This window comes from Metabacillus halosaccharovorans (assembly GCF_002019635.1).
GTDB lineage: Bacteria > Bacillota > Bacilli > Bacillales > Bacillaceae > Metabacillus > Metabacillus halosaccharovorans.
Genome location: NZ_KV917373.1, coordinates 92,081 through 117,744, shown reverse-complemented (window position 1 = coordinate 117,744; position 25,664 = coordinate 92,081). Strand labels below are relative to the sequence as shown.

21 protein-coding genes are annotated in these 25,664 nt (G+C 35.9%); 4 read left to right on the top strand and 17 right to left on the bottom strand.

The features are described 5' to 3' along the window. Positions 1–259: 259 nt before the first annotated feature. Positions 260–691: a CBS domain-containing protein gene (locus tag BK577_RS24890; protein WP_078435483.1), complete on the bottom strand. Its 432-nt coding sequence runs from the start codon at positions 689–691 to the stop codon at positions 260–262. Positions 692–1,182: 491 nt separating this feature from the next. Here BK577_RS24890 and BK577_RS24885 point away from each other — a divergent pair, with 491 nt between their 5' ends. Together BK577_RS24885 and BK577_RS24880 are read left to right on the top strand one after the other, a co-directional pair. Next, a complete protein-coding gene (locus tag BK577_RS24885; RefSeq protein WP_078435482.1) occupies positions 1,183–1,614 on the top strand; it encodes a disulfide oxidoreductase in 432 nt (143 codons plus the stop codon). A gap of 1 nt (position 1,615) precedes the next feature. Further along, on the top strand, positions 1,616–2,089 hold the full coding sequence (locus BK577_RS24880; RefSeq protein ID WP_078435481.1) for a thioredoxin family protein: 474 nt from the start codon (positions 1,616–1,618) through the stop codon (positions 2,087–2,089). Between the two features lie 207 nt (positions 2,090–2,296). Here the strand turns inward: BK577_RS24880 and BK577_RS24875 are convergent, their stop codons facing one another. Continuing rightward, positions 2,297–2,722, bottom strand: a complete 426-nt coding sequence (locus tag BK577_RS24875) for a DUF5365 family protein (protein ID WP_139367460.1) — start codon at positions 2,720–2,722, stop codon at positions 2,297–2,299. A gap of 175 nt (positions 2,723–2,897) precedes the next feature. Between BK577_RS24875 and BK577_RS24870 the strand changes: the two genes are divergently transcribed. Next, on the top strand, positions 2,898–3,812 hold the full coding sequence (locus BK577_RS24870; RefSeq protein ID WP_078435479.1) for an RluA family pseudouridine synthase: 915 nt from the start codon (positions 2,898–2,900) through the stop codon (positions 3,810–3,812). Between the two features lie 23 nt (positions 3,813–3,835). Here BK577_RS24870 and BK577_RS24865 read toward each other — a convergent pair whose 3' ends face one another. After that, positions 3,836–4,414: a class D sortase gene (locus tag BK577_RS24865; RefSeq protein WP_078435478.1), complete on the bottom strand. Its 579-nt coding sequence runs from the start codon at positions 4,412–4,414 to the stop codon at positions 3,836–3,838. Between the two features lie 364 nt (positions 4,415–4,778). On the opposite strand from BK577_RS24865, the gene BK577_RS24860 reads away from it, so the two are divergent. Further along, positions 4,779–5,408 (top strand): hypothetical protein, encoded by a 630-nt coding sequence (locus tag BK577_RS24860; RefSeq protein WP_078435477.1) that lies wholly within the window; start codon positions 4,779–4,781, stop codon positions 5,406–5,408. On the opposite strand, the gene BK577_RS24855 is transcribed toward BK577_RS24860, so the two are convergent. The 14 genes from BK577_RS24855 to BK577_RS24785 all read right to left on the bottom strand — a co-directional run bounded on the left by BK577_RS24855 (position 5,405) and on the right by BK577_RS24785 (position 25,440). After that, the gene (locus BK577_RS24855) at positions 5,405–8,968 is read right to left on the bottom strand and encodes a CheR family methyltransferase (RefSeq protein WP_245823609.1); all 3,564 of its coding nucleotides are present in this window, start codon (positions 8,966–8,968) and stop codon (positions 5,405–5,407) included. The two genes, BK577_RS24860 and BK577_RS24855, sit on opposite strands and share 4 nt — an antisense overlap. 288 nt (positions 8,969–9,256) lie before the next feature. Continuing rightward, complete coding sequence (locus tag BK577_RS24850) at positions 9,257–11,320, bottom strand: GAF domain-containing protein (RefSeq protein ID WP_078435476.1); 2,064 nt, start codon at positions 11,318–11,320, stop codon at positions 9,257–9,259. A gap of 223 nt (positions 11,321–11,543) precedes the next feature. Beyond that, a complete protein-coding gene (locus BK577_RS24845) occupies positions 11,544–12,587 on the bottom strand; it encodes a siderophore ABC transporter substrate-binding protein (protein WP_078435475.1) in 1,044 nt (347 codons plus the stop codon). 198 nt (positions 12,588–12,785) lie between these two features. Next, on the bottom strand, positions 12,786–13,553 hold the full coding sequence (locus tag BK577_RS24840) for an iron ABC transporter ATP-binding protein (protein ID WP_078435474.1): 768 nt from the start codon (positions 13,551–13,553) through the stop codon (positions 12,786–12,788). Further along, positions 13,550–14,503: an iron chelate uptake ABC transporter family permease subunit gene (locus BK577_RS24835; protein WP_078435473.1), complete on the bottom strand. Its 954-nt coding sequence runs from the start codon at positions 14,501–14,503 to the stop codon at positions 13,550–13,552. The genes BK577_RS24840 and BK577_RS24835 overlap by 4 nt, the downstream gene beginning before the upstream one ends. Beyond that, complete coding sequence (locus tag BK577_RS24830; protein WP_078435472.1) at positions 14,493–15,446, bottom strand: ABC transporter permease; 954 nt, start codon at positions 15,444–15,446, stop codon at positions 14,493–14,495. Before BK577_RS24830 ends, BK577_RS24835 begins: the two co-directional genes overlap by 11 nt. A gap of 343 nt (positions 15,447–15,789) precedes the next feature. Beyond that, a complete protein-coding gene (locus BK577_RS24825; protein WP_078435471.1) occupies positions 15,790–16,179 on the bottom strand; it encodes a ribbon-helix-helix protein, CopG family in 390 nt (129 codons plus the stop codon). A 410-nt stretch (positions 16,180–16,589) separates the two neighbouring features. Next, the gene (mgrA, locus tag BK577_RS24820) at positions 16,590–17,582 is read right to left on the bottom strand and encodes an L-glyceraldehyde 3-phosphate reductase (protein ID WP_078435470.1); all 993 of its coding nucleotides are present in this window, start codon (positions 17,580–17,582) and stop codon (positions 16,590–16,592) included. A 103-nt stretch (positions 17,583–17,685) separates the two neighbouring features. Continuing rightward, complete coding sequence (locus BK577_RS24815; RefSeq protein ID WP_078435469.1) at positions 17,686–18,510, bottom strand: carbohydrate ABC transporter permease; 825 nt, start codon at positions 18,508–18,510, stop codon at positions 17,686–17,688. After that, positions 18,503–19,393 (bottom strand): carbohydrate ABC transporter permease, encoded by an 891-nt coding sequence (locus BK577_RS24810; protein ID WP_226529794.1) that lies wholly within the window; start codon positions 19,391–19,393, stop codon positions 18,503–18,505. The genes BK577_RS24815 and BK577_RS24810 overlap by 8 nt, the downstream gene beginning before the upstream one ends. Positions 19,394–19,763: 370 nt before the next feature. Then, on the bottom strand, positions 19,764–21,059 hold the full coding sequence (locus tag BK577_RS24805; RefSeq protein ID WP_078435468.1) for an ABC transporter substrate-binding protein: 1,296 nt from the start codon (positions 21,057–21,059) through the stop codon (positions 19,764–19,766). Positions 21,060–21,222: 163 nt separating this feature from the next. Continuing rightward, complete coding sequence (locus BK577_RS24800; protein WP_245823608.1) at positions 21,223–23,001, bottom strand: cache domain-containing sensor histidine kinase; 1,779 nt, start codon at positions 22,999–23,001, stop codon at positions 21,223–21,225. 13 nt (positions 23,002–23,014) lie between these two features. Beyond that, the gene (locus BK577_RS24795; protein WP_078435467.1) at positions 23,015–24,559 is read right to left on the bottom strand and encodes a response regulator transcription factor; all 1,545 of its coding nucleotides are present in this window, start codon (positions 24,557–24,559) and stop codon (positions 23,015–23,017) included. Between the two features lie 359 nt (positions 24,560–24,918). Continuing rightward, complete coding sequence (locus BK577_RS24785; protein WP_078435465.1) at positions 24,919–25,440, bottom strand: DinB family protein; 522 nt, start codon at positions 25,438–25,440, stop codon at positions 24,919–24,921. Between the last annotated feature and the right edge of the window lie 224 nt (positions 25,441–25,664).

Here is a 25,664-nt window from a genome sequence, read left to right as displayed (position 1 = left end):
TTTATGTACAAAAGCGCAAGTGCCTTGATCAGCCTCAGGCAAATAAGACGCAAATGAATAGAAGACGTTCTTTGTCTTCAATTCATTTGTGGCTAGACCCTAGAGGGGCTAGGCGCTGGCAGTTTAAGAACGCGACGTCCTGTCGCAAAAACTGCACTTGCACATCCTGTGCTTCGGAGCTGGATGTCAACGCTCTTCTTCTCAGTATATGAACAATAAGAAAAGAAGTTTGACATAAGAGTCAAACCTCTAAGGAAGATTAATGTGTTTTTGTTTGTTCTGAAATATTTGTTAACGCATGTCCAGCTGCTTCGTCAGACATTTGGTTTACAGCTAAGTCCCCTAGTGCCACAATTCCTACCAATTGGTTGTTTTCAACAATTGGCAATCGACGAATTTGATGCTGTGCCATTACTTTGGCAGCTTCAGCAGCTGACATATTCGTATGTCCTGAAACAAGGTTTGTGGTCATCACTTGTGAGACAGGGATGTTGCTATCAAGTCCTTCTGCTGTTGAACGAAGTGTGATATCACGGTCCGTAATAATACCTCTTAATTGACCATTATCAACAACTGGAATAGACCCAACATTATTTTGACTCATCATCTCTGCTGCCTCTTTAATCGATTGTGAAGAAGAAACAGTTGCTACACTTGTTGTCATACATTCTTGAATCGTATTCAAGATCATCCTCCCCTTTCAAATATAGTATGAGAAAGGGAACGTCCCTTTATAATTAGAAAAATTTTTTGGGGATAGATGAACGTTGTCGTTACAAAAATAAATTAAAGTTTAAAACCATAAATACTCGTAAGAGTTGTGATGGTTAATTAAGTACTTTATTTATGATTTTATTAAGAACCCTTATACTTTTTCCAAAATAATTATTGGGCTTAAAACTAGTTTAAAATGAGAGAGTGTAATGGAGCGGAGGACACTTGACTCCTGCGGGAAGTAAAGGAAAGGCTGAGACCCCGAAGGCGAATCTTGTGTCTGGAGCGAATGGAACGGACATTTCTCAAACAGTTTGAGAAAACAGTCATTCTCAAAATAGCCACCAATAAATTTCCAATTTTCAAAAAATGTTCAAAAACATTTGAATTTTAATATGTATTCTTTTACAAGTAAAAACGCTTGCGATTATAATTTAGAAGTATCTACAAAGATAAATGAGGGATGTTATGTCAAGTTCAAATGAAAAAAAACTGGAGAATTTACTTTCAATCGGTTGGGTTGCGGCATTTATCTCCACACTAGGAAGCCTTTATTTTTCGGAAGTTCTTCAATATACACCTTGTGACCTCTGCTGGTATCAACGGATCTTCATGTATCCTCTTGTCATCATCCTGGGAATTGGTGTCTTTAAAAAGGACTATAAAATCGCCTTTTATACACTAGTTTTATCTGCGATTGGTGGATGTATTTCAATTTATCATTATGGTGTGCAAAAGATAGATTTCTTAGGAGAAAATTCCGTCTCCTGTGGAATTGTGCCATGTACAGGGGAATACATAAATTGGTTAGGATTTATTACTATTCCATTTTTAGCGTTAGTCGGATTTTCAATTGTTTTTATCACAAGTCTTTTAATTTTAAAGAAAGCAGGTAAGTAAGATGAAAAAACTACTCATTTTCGGAGCCATTATTCTTATCCTTTTTGGTGGACTAGCCTTTGTAACATCTTACCAAAACAAACAGCAAGCTGAAGGAAATGTATATGGTAAAAGTGATCTTAAACCAGCTACAATTGATCAGCTTGACGATCCTAATTACCAAAACATCATTCTTCCTGATGAACTCGAATCAAAGCTTGATAACAAAGAAGATGCAATTGTTTATTTCTTCAGCCCGGAATGTTCTCATTGTAAAGCAACAACACCTGTATTAATGCCTGTTGCTGATGATTTAGGTGTCGAAATTGATCAATTCAATTTATTGGAATATGAAGATGCTTGGAACCAATATGGCATTACAGGTACACCAACCCTTGTTCATTTCCAAGACGGAAAAGAAGTTGCACGTGCAGAAGGCGGCAATACTGATGAAGAAGCTCTCCGTACTTTATTAAATGAGTGGACAGCTGAATAAGAATAGCGCAAGCGCCTTGGTCAGCCCCGACAAGCATAAGGCGATTTGGAATAGAAGGCGTTCTTTGCCTTCAATTCCAAATTGCCTTATGACCTCGAGGGGCTAGGCGCTGGAGCTGGATGTCGCGCACTTATCCACAGTTCAAGAATTTTATAATTTCCTAGACGAAAACAAAGAGGACAGTTCATAATGAACTGTCCGTTTTAGTTAGATCATATATTGATTAGCCGGTCTGATAAACTGACTAAATTGCCCTTTTTGACAATCAGCTTCTTTAAACTCGGAAAATGTTAAAGGAAAGAAATAACCGTAATCATTTAAGTTTTGCGTATTACGCTCGAACATTTCTTTATACTCATTTTCATGTTTGTTCTCATGTAGTAAATCGAGTACAGCTATTAAAGCTTGGAGACTAGAGATTATTTGAAATGCATCCTTTAATGTTGCATTATAGATTTGGTCAGAAGCCTGTGGCTGAAGCACGTTAAGTTTCTTTAATTCTACAATTTTTTCATCCGGGAAAAATTTCGGGAATATCTCTGTGTACAATTGATCAACTAACTCAGAAATATGATGTTCCTGTTCGTTTGTCGATGCCACAACAACCTTCATTTTATCACCTTTCTCTTTCATCTGTTTCACTGCATTAAGCATAACACAGGACATTTCAAGATTGCAGAGGAAAGTGTTACCGGAACTAGATTGTACATCCATTCGATGTTTTGTATACTGTTTTAATATAGCTGTTTCCGAAAGGTTTGCTATTACAGCGTAACAAAATATAAATTCAGCAAGGAATGATATACCATTGAAACGTGTTGGTGAATGGCTTGAGATTACGATTCCAAAGGATTGGGCAAATGCCACTGTTTTTTCCATATTATCCAACAAACTCGGCGCCTCTAAAGCGCTTATCCAAAGATGGAATCAATCAGCAGCTATCAAAAAAAATCAAAACAATGCAGATGTTAACCATAAACTGGAACAAAATGATCGGCTATATCTTCATTTATTTAAAAAAGAAGAATACGGAGTATTACCTGAAAATGTCTCAATAAATATCCTTTACGAAGATGATCATTTAATCATTGTCAATAAACCGGCAGGTATGGATACACATCCGAACGAACTAAACCAAACAGGAACACTGGCAAATGCGATTGCTTTTTATTACCAGCTTAACGGTTGGCAAATTCGTGTACGACATATTCACCGCCTTGATCGTGATACTTCCGGTGCCATCATATTTGCAAAGCACGATCTGGCCCAAACCATTTTAGATCAGGATTTACAAGTGAAAAAAATCAAAAGAACATACCTTGCGATTGTAAAAGGTAACCTCTCCAAAACAAATGGAAGTATTGATAAGCCAATCGGTCGGGATCGACATCATGCAACACGTAGAAGAGTTTCGCCAAATGGTCAAAAAGCCATTACTCATTACAAGGTTGAAACATTTAATCCCAAAACAAATCTGTCGCTTTTGTCAGTACAATTAGAAACAGGACGAACACACCAAATTCGTGTTCACTTAAGTTCCATGAACCACCCTATTATCGGTGATACTTTATACGGCGGAAGTAAGGACCTTATCAAAAGACAGGCATTACACGCAAAGAAGATTACTCTTTCACACCCTCTAACACATGAAAAAATTGAAGTCGAAGCCAGCATACCGGCAGATATCCTCTCGATTATACAAAGCAGACAATCCAGCTTTTAAAGGAGCTGGATTGTTTGTTATATTTAAACATCTTTCTTTTTCGCATAAATAATATACCTTTGTGGAGCATTTCCCACATAGCTAAAAGGATAGCAGGTTGTTAATATAAGCTCTTCCTTCTCATTTTGGAGGGTAATAATACTACGATCGTCAGCTTCTACGATCTTTGTATCAATGATTTCATATTCAAAATCTCCATAAGGCAGTTTGACTTCTAATGAATCACCGAGTTCCAGCTCCCCTGCTTTCCGAAACACCGTATCTCTGTGACCGGATAAGACGATTTGTCCATTTTCGTCAGGGTAATAGCTGCCTTTATAGTGACCAACACCTTTTTCAAGATCATCAGGATCGGTTCCTTCCACAATTGGGAGGTCTGCCTCTAATCTTGGTATATGTAAAATACCAACAGCTTCACCTATTGGCGGTTTAAATGTACCGTCCTCTTCCTTATAGACTTCTTTATCCGGCGGCGATGTAACAATGGCTTGGGCTTCTGCTAAGGAATTGGATGTTTGCATTTTTGTATCAACAATTTCCCAAACGGCATAGCCTACAATACAAAGTCCTACAATAATGAATAAATAGGAAAGCTTCTTCATGAACCATCCACGCTTTCTGTTAATTTCATACACATATTATAGCACAGAAGAATTTTTCTTTATGGAATAAGTTGCTAGATTCATACCTGTTTTTTGTTAATTTTTTGTAAATACACTCAAAATATAGTTAAACAAACGTTTAATTAATAGATTTTTAGGGAATAGAAGAATGGGATAGCGTCATCATATTAATAGATGCAGTTATTTTCATAGATAAGTATAATAAATGGAGATGAAACAAGAAGGGGACTAGCTTTTATGAATGATCTATCCAGAAAGCTTGCTCAACTGTTTTACTTGGCGATACATTACAAATGAAGCTGCTCACTCATTACGATAATCTTTTTAAACTATGGAGGACAATATGTTTGCTCTAGAGAATATTCCCGTTCCTGTTTTTATTCTTGATACCGAACTTAACATACTAGATCGTTCATCTATTTCTATAACACTTTTTTCTAAAAGAAAAAACTTCCTGGATATAGTAGATGATGATAGTAAAAACAAAGTACATTATTTTTTATCAACGAAAGAAAAGCAAAAATTTGAAGCAAATATCATGACAGCAGAAAATGAGTTGGAGCTTTTTGAAATATATGTAACCCAGAATCGTGAAGGTTATTTATATGTTGTTTGTATCCCTCTTAAAGAGAAACTAAAAAAAGTCAGCCACCAAGTTCATTTGCTTCGAGAGCAATTGATTGTGACTGACAAGGACAGGATGGAGCAGCATCAAAGGAAAGAAATTATTTCATTGTTTCAACCATTTTTAACAGATTCAGATCTATATAATTTAATTAGTTCTTCCGACCACATGAAGCAACTTCCAGGAAAATTAGAAAAAATTCAAGATTTATTAAGCCTTCTTCGACCTGATATTATCGAGAGTGGGAAAAGTGCCCACTATGAGGTTATTGTTGATGAGCTTAATGAACTTCGCTCTTCCATTGATTTTTATATTACACTACTGCCTCTTCTCGACCGCTTTGACTAATGAGATAAAGGTAACGTAATTTCAACTGTCGTTCCTTTATCCGGTTCACTTGTAAAAATGAGCTTACCATTATGACTTTCAATAATTTTAAAGCTTACCATTAACCCTAAACCTGTTCCTTTTTCTTTTGTTGTAAAAAATGGTTCACCCATTTTTTCAAGCTGCTCCTTAGGTATGCCTTTTCCTTGATCCTCAAATCGCAGAAGTACTCGATCATCTTCGAGTTTCTTTGCTTCTATTTTGAGCTGGCCTGTACGTCCTTCCATTGCCTCTATTCCATTTTTTACAATATTGATAAACACCTGCTTTAGTTCATTTTCAATCCCTTTAACAGTAAAACTCATTGGGTCAATGGAGGTTTCAATCGTCACATTATTAAGGATCGCCTGTGTTTCCCAGATCTTTGATATATCTTGAATAATTTTATTTATATTGACATCTTTAAATTCAGCTGTTTTCTTTCTCGAAAGTACAAGGAATTCATTGATGATTTCTTCAAGCCTGATAAATTCCGTCATCATCACTTCCGCATATTCCTTACTATATGTATTCGTTTGGATCATTAATTGAAGAAATCCTCGTAAAGAAGTTAACGGATTTCGAATTTCATGTGCAATTCCTGCTGCCAGCTGACCAATTCCAGAAAGCATTTCAGATTTAATCAGCATTTGTTCTGAACTTTTTCTGCTTGTAATATCCTCACCAACAAGTAAGATTTGGACAACATCATTTTCTACATTTTCAACAGGAATTAGAGATAAATGTTCCCATTTCTCCTTCCCGTCTTTCCCTTTATAAGACAGCTCGCCCGTCCATGTCTCACCGGCACGAACTTTTTTCCAATACTGTTCAAATTCACTTTCTTGATAGTATTTAGAATAAATATCTTTTATTTTACGGCCAATGATTTGGTGCACATCTATGCCCAGTTGTTCCGCAAACTTACTGTTTGCATATTCAATTTTACCTTGAAAATCGGTAAATGCCGTATATGCAGGTCCAAGCTCAATTGCTTGCATACTCAATTGCAACTCGCGATTAACCTTTTTAATATTTGAAATATCAATAAATGTAATCACAATACCATCGATTAAGTTTTCACCTGTTCGATATGGCATGATTTTAACGCTGTACCACTTTCCGTCCTTTGATGGCAATTCCTTGATAATCGATTTTGTTGTTAATAACACTTCCTCGATATCCTGTAGAATCAGATCATAATCAAGACGATGTGAAATGTGATAAATCGGCCTTCCTATATCACGCTCTATGAGATGAAATATTTTCATAGCTTCAGGTGTATAGAGCTTAATATCAAGGTTTTTATTTAAGAAAATCGTGGCGATATTCGTATTAATGAGGAGGTTGTCCATATCATTATTTAAGTTAGTTAACTCTTTGATTTTCTTTTCATACTCGGTATTTACGGTTATTAACTCTTCATTTACAGACTGCATTTCTTCATTCGTGCTTTGCAATTCTTCATTTGCAGCAATTAATTCTTCATTTGTAGACTGCAGCTCCTCATTCGATGTTTCAAGCTCTTCTATCGTTGTTTGCAGACTTTGTTTTGTATAAAAAAGTTCCTGCTCCAGGTCAAAGATTCTTTGATTATAGGCTGAGTCATGATCAAATATTATAGAATCCGCCTTAAATTCAGTTGAAGAATCCGGCTTATGCGCTTCTAAAAACAGCGATACATATCCTTTTCCTGCTCTCTCTAAAGGCTTTACGATAAGCTTTACCTGTTTATTCTCATTTTGATTAATAAGAAGGTTTTTATACTTAATTTCTTTAAGTTCCTCTCTTGCCTTTTTAATCGCTGTTCCAATTGCCACTGATAAATTCGTAGGAACCATATTAAAAATATTATAATTCACTTTCCCTTTTGGCAGATTCAAATACTCTCCTGCATTCCCGGAGACTAATAAAACCTCATTATGCTCATTAACAACAATACACGGAGGCAATATTTCATCCATTAATGAAACATATAACTCATCCGGGTGTTGAAATCGATTCAATTCACGAAGATGCTCCAAATTTCTTCTGTCCTTCCCTTGTTCTTTAAGTGATTCTTTAGGAGTAAGAAATGCTTGAGAGACATGCTGGCTATCTGATACCTCATTGCTGAAAATCTTCCATTTATGATGCACTGCAGTAAACAAAGTTGATAGCTTGCCGATTGTTTCACTTGGTCCTAAAAATAAATATCCTTTCTCTTTTAATGCAAAATGAAAAAGAGACAATACTTTTTGCTGAAGCTCGGTTTGAAAGTAAATCATGACATTTCGACAGCTCACCATATCTAAATTGACAAACGGTGAATCCTTTGTCATGTTATGAGGAGCAAAGACAATTTTATGCCTGATTTCCCTTTTTACTTGATAATCACTTCCATCTTTATCAAAGTATTTCACTAACAGATGTTTTGGAATCATTGAAACAATTTGCTCTGAATAGCAGCCTTGACTAGCAAATTTCACTGAATCACGGTCAATATCTGTGGCGAAAATCTGAAGATCCATATCACATCCTCGTTTTTCAATTTCGTCATGAAAGAGAATCGCCAGAGAATACGCTTCCTGACCTAATGAGCAGCCTGCTACCCATATTCTTATTTTATTTCTTCCTCTATGTATATTCTCATCTATCATTTTAGGAATAAGAGATTGCTGCAAATAGTTGAATGCCTCGGTATCTCTGAAAAAGTGAGTGACCCCAATGAGTAAATCTTCTTGTAAATAACGGATTTCCAAAGGGTTTTCTAATAAATAGTTTTTATAAGCCTCTAGAGTCGGTAATTCCACCTCAATCAGACTCATACGACGTTCAATTCTTCTTAACACCGTATTCTTTTTATACATGGAAAAATCAATTCCACTTTTTTTATGTATCATCATTAACACTTGTTTTAACGCATTATCTGTATAATCAATTGGCTTTGTTGCGATATAATCACTAATTCGTTTCGGCATTGCTTTTGGAGCCAATATGTAATCCCCTGCCCCTGACTTCATTGCACTTTCAGGCATGTCCATAAATTTTGCTGTTCCATCTTGAATTAGACAAAGTCCACTTTTTGCCCGTATATCGTTAAGCCCTTTTGTCCCATCTGTTCCTTTTCCTGATAAAATAACACCAATTGCTTTTGTGTCAGCATAAGTTGCGAGTGAAGATAAAAAGATATCGATGGGATAGTGAACAGGTTGTTTGTCATCATATTTTTCCAAATGAATAAACCCTTGTTCATTGATCGTTATGTAATGGTTTGGTGGACATAAAAAGACAGTCTTTTCTGTAAGCCGAAGGCCTTCTTCAGCTGTAATAATTTTCATGCTGGTAGATTTCGCAAGTAATTCCGGCATATAGCTTTTGTATTTCGATGATAAGTGTTGGACAACAACGAATGCTGCTTCAATAAAAGGATTCATATTTTGGAAAAATTGTTCGATTGCTTCAAGTCCTCCAGCTGAGGCGCCGATTCCAACCACATAGGGAACTTCAGTTGCGGATTTCGTATGATTCATTTCCATTCGTCCGCCTTGTGCATGTAACATCTAATATCCTCCCTTAAACATTGCCAATAAAAACATTCGACAAATGCTAGTAATTTCCTGTTAGCAAAATAGGAAAAAAATTCATTTAGATTCATTTAGTAGATGATCTATTTCACCTGAATAATTTTATAGCGAACACAATAATGGGATAATTTTATGATATCAGTTATCATTTGGAGTTAAAACTAATAACTAGTTCTTATTTCTTAAATAAAACCATTATTTTCAATATTGCTATTCCAAGAGTAGACAAAAAGGAGCGACTTACTCGCTCCTTTCAGATGATTATTATGCTTGGTGTTCAATCGGAAGGATGATTTTCACTGTTGTTCCTTTTTCAAGTTCACTAGTGAAAAGGATTTTCCCTTTATGATTTTCAATAATTTTATAACTAATCATTAGGCCCAATCCGCTTCCTTTTTCTTTATTGGAGTAATAGGGTTCACCTAGCTTAGCAATCCTTTCCTGTGCTATTCCAATACCGTGATCTTTTACATGAATATAAATATATTCTTCATTTTCCATTCCAATCCCGATATGAATGGTACCGCCATTTGACATTGATTCAATTGCATTACTAAGGATATTCTGGAAGACCAGTTTTAATTGATTCTCGTCACAGATAATTTCCACATTCGCTCTAGGATCATATTCAAATGTAATATGAAATAGTTGACTCACTTCCTTATTGGCATGTAAAACTTCAGACATAATGTCAATCACATTATGGTGATTCAGTTGGATACCGAGATGAGAATTAGCTAGAATCAATATTTCATTGATAAAATCCTCTATTTGCCCGAGCTCTGATAAAATAAGCTCTTTAAATGAACAACTTTCATTATGCTTTAACTGTATAAAGCCCTTAACACTTGTCAATGGATTCCGTATTTCATGGGCGATACTAGCAGCAAGCTGGCTAACAGCGGCGAGTTTATCCGATTTTCTTATTAAGTCTTGATTTAATTTGGCATCAGTTATATCAGCGGCTACCCCAACCACTCGATATAAGTCACCATCTTTATTGAAGACAGGTACGATTCGATTCCGGACCCAGCGAATTGTACCATCCGTATGTGTGAGTCTATATTCAAATTCTTTATTCTTCCCAACGTTTTGGAATTGCTCCATTGTTTCATCGCGATCTTCAGGAAGCATAATATTATCCCATAAGGTATTGTCTTCTATAAATTGCTCACATGGTCTTCCGGTAATCCCTTCCCAAGCTGAACTCATATACACTAGCCGGTTTTCCTCAACATCAAATATCCAAAATGCATCCTTTATATTGTTTGCGATTTGCTGAAACCGTTCCTGGCTCTCACTCAATTCTGTATGAACCAGTATTCGTTCGATTTCATAGCCAACCCACTGTGTCATTAGTTGTAAAAACTCAAGATCAGAGTTGGTAATCGTTCGATATATTTGATCTGTAGAGAAAAAGCAAAATGTTCCATAAAATGCGTTATTTACAAATATAGGTGCACCAACATATTCATTTATCATAGTTGATTCTGTTTCTAAAGCTGATTGTTTTATATGAACAGGCTCAAGCCTCTCGATAACTTTTCCCGCACAAGTTTGATGAAGTGGAAGTATATCACCGGTTTTTCTAAAATTTGATGACATACTCCATGTTTGGATAATTTCATAAACGTCTCCGGTGATCTTCGAAATATTTCCGTCCGCCAAACGAAAGCGTTCACATCCAATTTTGAGCAGTCTCTTTAATTTCTCATGAAAAGTTAAACAATTATTGCTCGTTACTTCATATAGAGTACGAATCGATTGTTCATTCATCGTTCTTTCAAGTAAATCTGCCCTGAGTTCTATTTCGGTGTTGACCCACTTGCTTAAGTCAACTAATGTTTGTAATTCATCCTGAGTAAAAGTGCGCGGCTTCACATCAATAATACAAAGAGTACCTATGATATGATGATTTTTTGTTATGATCGGCGCTCCTGCGTAAAAGCGAATATGATGTTGTATAACTAAAGGATTATGTTTAAATCTCTCATCGAGATGTGTATCTTCAATGACTAGTGGATCTCCATCAAGTAATACATGCTGACAGATTGACTCATCCCGGTTTGTTGATCTTTCGGATAATAGCTCTCCGGTCAGACCTACACATGATTTAAACCATTGTTTATCCTCTGTAAGTAATGAGATAAGAGAGATTGGCGCTTGGAAAATGCGACTGGCCAATTCTGTAATACGATCAAAAGATTGTTCATTTGGAGTATGGATCAAATTAAGGCTATATAATTCTATTAATCTTCGCTCTTCTTTTTCTAAAAAAGAGGAGCTTTTACCTTTGAATATTTCCTCTAGCTTAAAAATAGAAACCACTCCAAGCGTTTTTTCATATTATACCATATGGGATAATATGGTGGAACAAAAGTTCGGCTTGTTTGTGGAAAGTAGTCCGATCCACTATCGTTTTTTATAGAGTTGCTAGCAACCAACATTACTAATCAGGTAAAAAAATATAATTTGAATTGCTAGGAAGAAAAAAGACTGCCTTAAGTAAGTTTTCACTAACTTTTAAGGCAGTCTTTTAACATATTAAAGTTTATTTTAATTCAGCTAATACTTCTTCAATTTTTGCAAGTTCAGCTTGTAAACCGCCACCACCTAGGTACCAAAGTGGACCATCTAAGTATACGATTTTTTCATTTTTATAAGCTTCTGTTTTCTTAATGATGTCATTTTCCATATCAGTGTCAATTTTAGAATCCCCTCCAACAGCTGCTGTACGGTCAATAACAAATAGCACTTGTGGATTGAATTCTAAGATTGCTTCGAAACCGAAATTAGAACCGTGGGAAGAAGATTCGATATCTTCTGTGACTGGCTTGAATCCATAAACGTCATAAATGTAACCATAGCGAGAGTTTGTTGAGAAACCTGACAAATTACCTTCATTGTACATTGTTACTAAAGATGTTTCATAGTTTCCGGCTAAAGCTTTGATTTCTTCTTGTGCTGAATTAATTTTTCCAACGTATTCTTCAGCTTCTGCTTCTTTACCAAACATCTTTGCTGCTAAATCTACTGAGGATAAGAATGTGTTCCAGTAGTCAGTCTCAGAAGTACCTATAAACACAACAGGAGCGATTTCTTTTAATTCTTCATAGAATGCTGACTGACGGCCTGAGATGAAGATTACATCAGGAGCCATCTCAGCAAGATCTTCTAGTAAAGGTTCTTTTAAACCACCCACATTTGTATACTCATCAGAAGCATATTTTTCAAGATGTGCTGGTAGGCTTGTATCTTGCGCTACACCTTCAATTCCTTCAACACCTAATGCATCTAATGTATCTAAGAAACCATAATCGAATACCGCAATTTTTTCTGGCATTTTATCAAATTCAACATCTTCAAAATTAATTGCTGCTTCTTCACCTTCAACTGAAGCAACTGTTGGAGATACAGTCATTGGGTATGCAGGACCTTCAGATTCTGCTCCAGTTGTTTCTTCTGCTTGACCTTCAGCTGCAGTTGTTTCTTTTTCTGTTGATTCATCTGTTGAAGCCTCTTCATTAGATCCACATGCAGCAAGCAATAACATCATAGCTGCTAACAACGCGATAAATAAATTTCTTTTATTCATTTTTCTTTCTCTCCCTCTAGTGTATTTATTTATTGTTAATGATAATCATTATCAATGATAACGATTATCATTATGCTTCATTAAAGTTTTAAAGTCAATAGCTTTTTGTCATCTTTTTAAAATTAATGTAAACATGTTGTGGAGTTTTTAATATGTTTGAAATACAGCCTGGAGTAAGTTCAGTCTCCAGGCAAACTTTTACGTGTGTGAGTTAAAATACACACATATTCTACATCCATTTTGTTCTTGAATCGGAATATCCATATCATATATCTCACGTAATGCATCAGAATTAATGATTTCATGAGTTGGTCCGTTTTTCATCAGCTTGCCATTTTTTAACGCAACGATACGATCTGAATAAACAGACGCAAAGTTAATGTCATGCAAAACAATGATAACGGTTTTGCCAAGTTCATCTACTAGCTTACGAAGAATTTTCATAATTTGCACAGAATGCTTCATATCCAAGTTATTTAAAGGCTCATCCAGCAGGACATAATCTGTATCCTGAGCAATAACCATCGCAATAAATGCACGCTGTTTTTGACCGCCTGACAGTTCATCTAAAAATTTGTCCTGCATCTCAGCTAGATTCATATATTCGATTGCTTGATCAACAAATTTTTCATCTTCAGATGTTAGACGTCCCTTTGAATACGGATACCGGCCAAATGCTACAAGCTCACGTACCGTTAAACGTACATTAAGATAGTTTGCTTGTTTCAAAATGGATACACGTTTTGCAAATTCAGAAGACTTCCACTTTTTCACATTATTTTGATCGAGTAATACTTCACCTGTATCTGCCTCTAATAAACGGCTCACCATAGAAAGAAGTGTTGACTTACCAGCACCATTCGGCCCAATAAACGATGTAATAGTCCCCGGCTCGATCGTGACAGTAACATCTTCTACAACAGGTTTTTTACCAAATTGCTTTGTTAATCCTTTGATTTCAATCATCCTGCTGCCCTACTTTCTTTAAGTAATAGATAAATAAAGTAAATACCGCCGATAAAGTTAATAATGACACTTAATGTTGTACGCAACTCAAAAATATGTTCCACAAGAAAATTACCGCCGACCAATGCAATGATACTAATCAAACTAGCTCCTAATATGTGGATAGAGTGTTTATATGTCGACAAATATTGATAAGAAAGATTAGCAACGATTAAACCAAAAAATGTAATAGGTCCAACAAGCGCTGTCGATGTGGCTATTAATACGGACGATAATATTAAGATCTTCATGACCATACCGTCATAGTTAATCCCAAGATTCATTGCATTTTCACGCCCAAGTGACATGACATCCAGTTTCCCCATAATAAAATAACCATAAAGGAATGCAAAGAACAGGATACCAATTGAAATAAATAGTAACTCCGCTTTTACGTTCGTAAAGGTCGCAAACAAACGGCTTTGAAGACTTAAATATTCAACTGGATCAATCAATACTTGCAGGAATGTGACAAAACTTCCCAGAAGTGTGCCTATAATCATCCCTATTAATAGAAGGAAATAAATCGGATGCTTATCTGCTCTAAACAAAAATCGATATAAAACTAAGGCAAAAACAACCATCGCCAAAATCGCAGCACCAAAGTTTAAGTATTTATTTAACACCCAAACAGACATCGAACCTGCAAAAAAGTAGATTAATGTTTGTACAACTTGATACATAGAATCAAGTCCCATAACAGAAGGTGTTAGAATTCGATTATGTGTAATGGTCTGAAACACAACCGTTGAATACGCAATGGCAATTCCTGTAACAATCATTGCTGAAACTCGAAGCATACGCTTTGGAAAGGCATAATCAAAGCCGCCTTTTATATCATAAAAGCCATAAAGCAAAATACATGCAATTGCAATCACTGCTAGTATTATCAGTTTGGTACTATTTCGCATATGCTCTCCCCCTAAGTAACATTGTTAAGAAGATCGCACTGCCTATTACTGCCACAGTTACATTAACTGGAATTTCATAAGGATGAATAATAATACGTCCTAGAATGTCACATATTAATAAGAAGACAACCCCTAACACAGCTGTATGTGGAATCGTTTTACGTAAGTTATCCCCCAAGTAAAGAGAAACAATATTTGGCACAATCAGCCCTAAGAACGGAATGACACCCACTGTGAGGACTACTGTTGTCGAAATTATTGCAACAAGGATTAAGCCAGTATTAAGCACCAGCTTATAACTTAAACCCAGATTCTTCGCAAAATCTTCTCCCATTCCTGCGACTGTAAACTTATTTGCATAAAGATACGCTAGAATAACAGCTGGAATACTAACATATAAAAGCTCATATCGGCCGGCAATAACTAACGTGAAACTGCCCATAAGCCATGAAGAGATATTTTGCAAAAGATCAGCTTCATATCCTAAGAATGTTGTAATGGAAGACAAAATATTTCCATACATAATTCCAATCAATGGGACAAAAATGACATCTTTAAATTTAATACGATCCAATATTTGCATAAATACGAATGTTCCTGCCAAAGCGAATGCAAAACTAAAGATCACTTGCTGTGTATACGTTACATTCGTAAAAAATAACATTGAAATTAAAATACCTAGTTTTGCTGCATCCAATGTCCCGGCAGTTGTTGGTGAAACAAACTTATTTCGGCTTAAAGACTGCATAATTAAGCCGGCAATACTCATCCCTGCCCCTGCTAATATAATGGCAATTAATCGTGGTACCCGACTTATAAGGAAAATTTGTGTTTCATCTGATTCCCAATCTAGTAAATCAAGCGGTGTTATATCAATTGCTCCGATAAATAGCGAGATAAATGACAGGACGATAGCTACAATTCCTAACATCCATAATCTCATATAAAACCCTCATCACAAGTTTATTCTCAGCACAACAATTGAAAACAATTATTATTCCAAGTTGAATCTATGCCAAATATAAAATTAATAGTAACCTATTATACATTACTAAATAGATGATAATCATTATCATCAAATAATAAAAAAAAGAACCTTGCTTTTTCTATCTTTTTCTCCTGTTGAGATTGATTATCAACCACAATAATTAATGTATCACAAAAAATAATCAGAGAAAAGAGATATATTTCAAATTATGGAATTTGTCTAAATTTATTCACAATATTTTCACAAATAAAAAGAAGATTCAAACAATTACACTTGTTAAATCTCCTATTTGTTGAACCTATAGTGTTTTAATTAGATCCCGAATTGCTTCAGAAACATCCATTTGATTTTCATGGCAGTGGTTTGTGAGTTTACGATATGCTTCATCATCTAACCTTACGTGGACAGAATGTATGTATTTTTCAGAGTCTAGTTTTTTTGGTCTGCCTCTTGTTATTTTTCTCTTTCCTATGCCGTCTTTCCATACGTTTATAATGACATATCCATGCTTTTGTACCCAATGATCACAGTCGTACTCTTTCCACATCGCTTTGGCTCTTTCTTGGAATTCATGTTTGAATGTCTCTAATTCCACTCCCTGAAGTCCTTTCATGATGGCCTTTTCCATTGCTTTATGTTCGTTGAATTGCAAAAATTGTTCGTAAGATTTGAAGGTTAATTCTTTCATTGTTCCGCTCCCGTATTTTTTCTATTTATAAAAATGATACGTTTTTTGAAAACGGTTGTAAATTACTTTCTAAAAAGGACTTTGTCATGATAGTAATAAATATAGTGCATGTTGATTGTGACTCCAGGATGCTCGCTTTCCGTGGGGCGTGCGGTGAGCCTCCTCGCCGCACGCGGCTGTGGGGTCTCACCTGCCACGCAGCTCCCACAGGAGTCTCGCACCTTCCGCCACAATCAACCTATAAAGTTTTGGTAATAGTAACTGTTCTTTAAAATATTCGTTCTAAAAGGAGTCTTACGTTAAGAGTCAATTTTTATGATCATTCAGGAGAATGTACTTAAACAAACGTTTAATTAACTAAAAACTAAAAAGAAATCAGCCCCATTAAGCTGATTTCTCAAGTATTTCCTTTAACCCTTTAGTATTCTCTCAATCTGTGAAAGCTCTTCATTACTAAATTCTAAATGATTGAGGGCTGCGACGTTTTCTTCTATTTGACTTACTCTGCTTGCTCCAATTAAGGCGGATGTGACTCTGCCTTCGCGCAGGACCCAAGCTAAGGCCATTTGTGCCAGGTTTTGATCGCGGTTTTGAGCGATTTCATTTAATTGCTTTACTTTGCTAATGACATCCTCTGTTACTCGTTCTTCACTAAGGAATGTATTCGCTTTGGCCGCTCTTGAATCTGTTGGGATTCCCGAGATGTATTTATTTGTTAATAGCCCTTGTTCTAATGGACAGAATGCAATGGATCCTACCCCGTTTTCCTGCAACACGTCCTGCAATCCATTTTCTATCCAACGATTGAACATCGAATAGCTTGGTTGATGAATTAACAGGGGAGTACCTAGGTCATTTAGTATTTTCACAGCTTCAGCTGTTTGTTCAGCATCATAACTTGAGATCCCTACATATAAAGCTTTTCCTTGACGAACAATTTGGTCAAGAGCTCCCATTGTTTCTTCAAGCGGTGTATTTGGGTCTGGTCGATGTGAATAAAAAACATCAACATAATCAAGGCCCATTCTTTTCAAGCTTTGATCAAGACTTGCAATCAAGTATTTCTTAGATCCCCACTCACCATATGGTCCATCCCACATATGATAGCCGGCTTTTGTTGAAATGACGAGTTCATCGCGATATGGCGCAAAGTCAGTTTTTAAAATCTTTCCGAACATCTCCTCAGCGCTTCCTGGAGGAGGGCCGTAATTATTGGCTAAATCAAAATGGGTAATTCCTAAATCAAATGCTCTGCGCAGCATAGCTCTTCCATTTTCAAAAGAATCCACACCACCGAAGTTATGCCATAATCCTAGTGAAATAGCCGGCAGAAGTAGACCTGATCTTCCAACACGATTATATTTCATTTCTTTGTAACGCCCATCATTTGCTTTGTATGTCATGATTATGTATCCCCTTTCATATCACTCATTCTATTTTACTTCATAGCTTCATATTTTTCCAAAATAAAAGAGCCTGTGTAGACAAGCTCTTTCATTATGATTCTTATTTCACAGAACCCATCATTCCGGCAACGAAGTGCTTTTGCATAATGAAGAAGATAACAGCTGCTGGTAGTGTTGCGATTACGATGGCTGTCATGATTACTCCGAAGTCCGGGGAATATCCTGATCCAAGGTTGGAGATAAGCAATGGTATTGTTTGATTTTCCGGTGATTGTAATACAACGAGCGGCCATAAATAGTTATTCCAGCTGCCCATGAAAGTGATGATAGCAGCAGCTGCATAAGTTGTTTTCATTGTCGGTACATAAATTCTGAAAAACACTCCTATTTCACTTAGCCCGTCAATACGCCCTGCTTCAAGAATGTCCTTCGGAAACATCTTTGTGCTTTGGCGAAAGAAAAAGATTAAAAAGGCTGTTGTGACAGATGGCAAAACGGCTGCAGTTAGCGTATCGATTCCCATGAATGGTGCTGTTTGAGAAACAGTACCAAACATTCGAAATAACGGAACCATTAATGCTGCAAAAGGAATCATCATCGAAAGCAGCAAAATATTAAAAACAACATCTTTTGCTTTACTTTTAAAAATCTCAAAACCGTATCCAGCCAGTGATGCTATAAGCAGGGATAACAATGTCGTTGTAATCGAAATTTTTGCCGAATTTACTAATGCGGGTACAAGGTCAACTGTATTTAACAGATTTTGAAAGTTTTCTAGTAAATGACTGCCGGGCAGTAATCTTCCTTGTGTTACGTCAACCGATTTGTTTGTTGCACTTACAACCATCCAAACGAATGGAAATACAGAGACGATTGTTGCTAATGCTAAGAATACATAGCTTAAAATTCGCTTCAGTTTAGCCATTTCGATCACCTGCCACTTTGAATTGAATGATAGAGAAGATCACGATCATAATCACGATTGCATAAGAAACTGTTGCTGCATACCCAAAGTCTGGTGTGTATTTAAAGGATAAATCATAAATATACTGAGAAATCGTCATCGTTGCATTACCAGGTCCACCTTTTGTAATGTTCATGACTTCATCAAATAACTGTAATGTCCCAATCGTTGATGTAATTGATGTAAAAAGAATAATAGGTTTTAGCATTGGAATGGTAATTTTAAAGAATTGTTGAACAGATGAAGCACCGTCTATCTTTGCTGCTTCATAAATGGAATGATCAATATTTTGTAAGGCTGATAAGTAGAAAATCATATTATAGCCGGTCCAACGCCAAGTAATCGCAATAACGATCGCAATTTTCGCCCAGAATGGGTCTGTCAGCCATTGAATCGGTGCGTCTATTATTGAAACTTTCATGAGGAATAAATTAATCATGCCCTCTGTTCCAAATAAATATTTAAAAACAACAGAATAAGCTACCAGTGATGTCACACACGGTAAAAAGATGGCTGTACGGAAGAATCCTTTCATCTTCAGGGTTTTATCGTTTAATAATACCGAGATGAACAAGGCTAATAGAATCATTAACGGCACTTGAATAATAAGATAAAAAACCGTATTTTTTACTGCTGTAAGAAATGTAGGATCCTTAACCAGACGAATATAATTATCTAAACCTATAAAAGTCAAATTAGTGCCGGCACCTGATTGAAATGATAAAAGTAAGGCTTGAAGCATTGGGTAAAAATAAAACAACACAATCATCAGTGTAGCAACAGCTATAAAAGACCAACCGATTACAGCATTTTTCAAGCGAATATTTCGTTTTGGTTTTACCACTGGAACAGATTGAGTCTGAGTCGTTTTTGTTGGGATCAACTGTAGTCACTCCTTAACATTTGATTAGAAAAGCGCAAGCGCCTTAGGTAGCCTTGGGCAAATAAGACGATTTGGAATAAAAGGCGTTCTTTGCCTTCAATTCCAAATTGGCTAGACCCTAGAGGCAGTCTAAAATCGCGACGTCCTATCGCACCGACTGCACTTGCACGTCATGTGCGATCTGTGGCTAGGCGCTTGCGCTAGACACCAAAACTAAGTACAAAACTTAACACTTTCTTACTCTTTAAGAAAAAGCCTTAGGCTCTCGCCTGAAACTTCATGACTCTGTCCTAAGAAGAAGTAGGGGGAGTTCCTAAGGCTTATTTAGAGATTACTTGAGTTGTGCTTCAGCTTGCGCTTGTGCATCTTCTAGCACTTGATCAACTTCTTTTCCGTTAAGGTAGTTTTGCATTTCAACTACTAAAATATCCTCGATTGCGTATGTGTGTAAACCGTAGTTAATACGTGGGATTTCCTCTGTCCATGCTGAGAAATCTGTAACTGTTGCTTGCCCACCGAAAAATTCATCTGCTGCTTTGTATGCTTCACCCTCTGCTGCAGGGATATAGGTACCAATTGCACCAATTTCAGTGACCAATGTTTGGTAGAAATCAGCATTTGATCCAAATGTTTTTGCTAGGAAGTCAGCAGCTTTCTCTTTTCCCGGTACATCAAGAACATACCAAGAACTTCCACCTAAGTTTGATGCATTAACAGAACTGTCCATACCTGGAAGTTTTGGAATTGGAGCAACCGCCCATTTTCCTGATTGAGATGCTTCTGCTTTTACAGATGCTGTAATCCAGTTTCCTGTTGGTACTGAAGCTACTTCACCGCTATTAAATCCTTCCAGTAATTGATTCCAGTCAGAAATAGGTCTGGCAATATCTGCTTCTATTAATTTTTTATAAACTTCAAACGATTTCTTTAGTGCTTCATTTCCCGCTAATTGAGGAGTAACCCCATCTTCTTCAGTAAACCAAGAACCTGCTGATTGAACCATAATACGAACAATTCCCATATCATTAGGGTCTAAAGATAACATAAATTTCCCTGTTTTTTCTTTTACTGCTTTACCGATTTCAATGTATTTATCCCAATCAGCATTGTTTAGATCTTCTACTGTGTAACCAGCTTCTGATAAATAATCCGTTCTTACATATAAACCTGTTACACCGGAGTCAAACGGTAAACCGTAAACTTTACCATCCAAGCTTGTTGGACCAAGCTTATAGGAAGCAAAATCGTCTGTATTAAAAACGTCTGTTAACTCATGAAATGCATCAGGATATGCTTGCAAGAAACTTTGTGCCCGATAATCTTCAATTAACACGATATTTGGTAGTCCTTTTGTTGTTCCAGAGCTTAAGCTCGTATTTAGTTTTTGTACAACATCTTCTTGGGCATTTTCGATAATCTTAATTTTAAAATCAGGATTATCACCTTGATATGCCTCTGCTGCTAGATTCATTGCCTTTACGTTAAAATTCGGATCCCATGTCCAGATCGTTAATTCATTCGGATCTTTTGAATCACCGGATTCTGTTTGCGCCTGTTCATTTGATCCTGAACATGCTGTTAATAATAACAAGAGACTAACTAAAAATAATGCAAATACCTTCTTCATACACGTACCCCCATCTCTTTAGTTTATATAATGTAAGCGTTATCTAACTTACAACCTTATCGTATCATCTCAAGAGATTTTTCTTGTAGGAAGATATTTTTATAAACTTGTGATTTTTTCAGAGGTTGTATACGCTTTCACAACGAGCTAATTTGTAAATTCTTTAGATATTTGTAAAATTTTCATCAGTATCAATCGGAATTCGTATTTTCACACTTGTTCCTTTACCTAGTTTACTAGAAATTTCCACACCATATTTTCCCCCGTAAATAAGCTGTAAGCGCTCATGGACATTTCGGACACCAATACCTGTAAAGTGTTGTTGCTTTCTTTTTGTATCAGGAAGAGTATTCTCAGACGAAATTTCCATCCCATCACCATTGTCCATTATTTCAAATAATAATGTATGATCTTTCTTCCAGATCATGAGATTAATAAAGCCTTCTGTTTTTGAATTAAATCCATGAAAGAAAGAATTTTCTATAAAAGGCTGTAAAATAAGCTTTGGAATCTGATACTCTTCACAATCTGGTGATACGAAATAGTTCACTTTGATTCGATCGCCATAGCGCATTTGATTGATGTAGACATATGCTTTCAAATTATCTACTTCTTGTTTGATTGTAATGGTTTCACTCCCGTTTCCTAACGTGTTTTGCAGCAGAGTAATCAACGAACGAATCGTCTCTTCAGCCTCTGCCTTCCCTCCTTGCTGTACCAAAAATTTGATGGAAGTGAGGGTATTATATAAGAAATGGGGATTAATTTGTTGCTGTAAGGCAGCAAGTTCAGCATGGCGCTTTTCCTTCTGATATTGCACAAGTTTCTCCAAGTACTCCTGTAATTCATCCAACATCGAATTATAAGCCAACCCGATTTGTCTTGTTTCATATGTGCCTGTTACTGAAACATATGAAACAAAGTTGTGCCTGGAGGTATTTTCAATTTGCCTTACTAACGTTGATAAAGAATTCGTCACTCTCCTGGTGACAAGAAAAACAATAACTAGCGCGACCAATACAATCCCAACTGATAACAAAACAATTTGCTTCTTATTAAATAAACCGCCTATGGCTGTTTTCTTATCAATCACATTAACAAAATACAAATCCATCGAAGGAAGATATTTCGTAAAAATAATATGATCTTCTCCTTTTATTTCTCCAATTTCATAATGATTTGTTACATCTTCATTTGATTTTAAATAGGTTATAAGCTCGTCCGCTTTATTACCTATGTTAGAGGTTTGATTACTGGAAACGATATAACCGGATTTATTTAATACAAACACATCATTCCCCGCGCTCGTAAAACTGTTATAAAATGATTTAAATTCACTTTCTTGAATAACAAAATACAGGGCACCATATATGTTCCTTGAAATACGGTCTTGCAATGCTTTGGAAATCACAATAAAATGATCGTCCACGTTGTTTTCCTTCTGACCAAATTGATAAATCAATCGATTCGGATCTTTTAACGTATTTTCAGTCAGCTCCGTTGATCTTAAGGTTTCAAATGTAATAGGCCAATACGTACGGCCTGTTGCATAATTAAAGCCATTTTTCCCTGTAATCATAATTTCAACTTCATACGTTTCCATCGGGGAATTAATCCGATTGATCTGCTGGCTCATATCATAAATGGATCTCATTTCCTGCCTATTTGTTTGTTCATCCGTAAGAATACTTTTGATCGTACCGCTTTGTGAAATATTGTTTGATGCAATTACAATGGCATAATGAAACGCCTCTAAGTTCTCCTTCACCTGGTCCATCACTTTTGCATTTGTAATACTAAACTTATCGATAAAAAATTTCTCGGACATCTTAAATGTCGTCCATGTAATGATGATAGAAACAGATACAATCGTGATAACGGTTACAATAAACATGATAAAAAATAACCCATTATGTTTGAAATGATTATGAAGTACCTTCACCTCTTCACATCTCCTATTTCATATATTGTTTTCTTCTATATTGACTAGGAGATACTCCCTTTAACTTTTTAAACACTTTGCAAAAATAGCTATGATCTGAGTATCCAACTTTTCCGCCTATTTCTGCAATTGGTAACGTATCATTAATTAACAGCTTACTTGCTTCCTCAATTCGCACTTTATTTAAATATTCATTAAATCCTTCATTATTATTTGAAGAAAAATAGCTTGATAGATAGGTCGGATTAAAATGAAAATGGTTTGCTACACCTGTAAGTGTAAGCGGCTCTGCATAATGTTCCTGAATATATTCCAAAATCATTTTCATATTTGACTTAGACGAATGACTGCCTTTTGCATAGACAATTTTATTGACCTCTGCTAAAAATTGATGGAACAATTCCACAACCTCTCTAGCTGATGTTGCTTCATCTATTGAGTTAAAGTATTGGAATTTACCGTTTTCCAACTCCTCCACTTCATAATCCATATTATTGAGCAGAACTGTTATTGTAAAAATCATATTTTCATAGAAAGACTTGTATTCAAAAATATTCGTAGTAAAACTTGTTAATAGCTCTTTTACATATGTTTGCAAATAATCAAATGCAAGCTCAAACCGTTCATGCTTCAGTTCATTCGTAAACCAGTCCAAATTAAACGATGAGGTTTTGGTAGATTCCGCAGGTATCTCTTCTTCAGTCAATACAGTTACCTCCGGAAAATAAAAACGGTAGTTCAACATCTTTTTTATTCCTTCTTTATAGACATGAGCGATCTCAGAGAAGTCAATGAATCCTTTACTTACCGCAAAACAAGCTCCAATCTCAGAATCAGCTTCAGCTTTAACAAGCTCAAGCATCTTTGTAAAATGGTTTTTCTCCATATTCATTAGAAAAACAATGTCGTTCTGCTCACCATTAAAACAATAATGCACAACATCCTTTAACACATCATCAAAAAATGATGCAAGCTTCTCCTTTATTGACTGCTCAAATCCTTCTTCCCTATCACATACATTTACTGCCATTAAATAAAATGTGGAATTCGGAAAAATCCCTGATACCAACTCTTCATCAAGATCTTCTTGATAGCCTGACATTAACCGATCAATTAGGTAAGTGACTGAAATCGAATGATCTTTACTCTTTTGAGATTCAGGTGTAGCAGGTATTTTGCTTACCGCTGTTTTTAATACCTGTAGCAACCCCTCAGCATCTAGCTTTGGCTTTAACATATAGTCTACAGCTCCATGCTGGAATGTTGATCGAACATAATCAAACTCCCCAAAGCTGCTTAAAATAATGATTTGAATATGTGAATATTTCTCCTTCACAATCCTTGTTAACTCTTCTCCGTCCATGATCGGCATAACAATATCAGTTAAAATAATATGTGGATTTGTTTGCTCAATTAATTCAAGAGCCTCCTGGCCATTTGATGCTTCACCAATAACTTGAAAACCATCTTGCTCCCAATTTATATAATGCTTGATCCCTTGTCTAATTAACTTCTCATCATCCACAATCAGTGTTCGATACAACTCTCCCGATTTCATCGTTATCCCTCCCATAAGAGACAATCAACTAAGTGAATATAGTTCTCATTTTATTATACACTCTTATTGGGTGCGGCATATGACAAAATATGCAGCAATGTTTTAGGACCAATGAAAAGAAGCCCCGGTTCATTTTCCGGAGTTCCTCTTGGTTATGTAATGTTCAACGAAAGCAATGCCTACAGAAGTTCCCAACGCAACAGAAAACGCTGTTAGTACATTCAGAGATGGTTTAAAAATTGCATTTATTATTAAATTACAGATAAAGAATCCTAAAAAGTAAGCTAAAGACTTATACAAAATACGTTTCAAATACTTTCCCCCTGTGTATACCAATCACATGAATGTTCAAATTTTTGTTAAAGACTTTCTTTATACCACTTTCTAAGCTGATTGATATGTGCTTGATGATAACGATTATGGTCAGCCATATGCCAAAGGCCCCATCGAATGGTTGCTTTCTTTTCATTCTCATGACCAAAAGTGACAACCTTATCTAAGTCAGCATCTGTCAAATGTATACATGTATCTTTCAATGTTTTTAATACACCTTCATACTGATCCATAAGTGTGTTCAAAGCTATCCCCTTAACCATTGGAAGTCGATCATTTTCATCGATCATTGGACCATACTGTTCTTTTAACGAATCCGGGAGTGGTTTTTCTTTTATTCTATAAACCCAATTAAGGTCAACATACATGATATGTTTTATTAACTGAGCTGTACTATTATATTTGTTATTTGGACCCTTGTAATCTACTTCTTCTTGCGACATGCCAGCCGTAATAGATTGTAGCCGTTGACTATTTTCCTTTACAGTTGAATATAATATACCAACTATTTGTGACATATTTGCTTCTCCTGGTAAATCGTATAGCATATATCTTCCTCCTAGTTTTATAAAAACAATATCTTATTCATTTTCTTTTAGAAAGTGAGTTACTTATGATTTGAGACAAAATAGTGCGTGATTGTTAGTAAGCCTTATATATCTCCTCTTATTGCCCAAATGATAAATACAACTATCCAAAAAATAGAGAAAATAATAGTACCCACTATACTCTCTTTGTTTTCTTTTTGTTGGTTCTTAGTTTTTCTATAAAT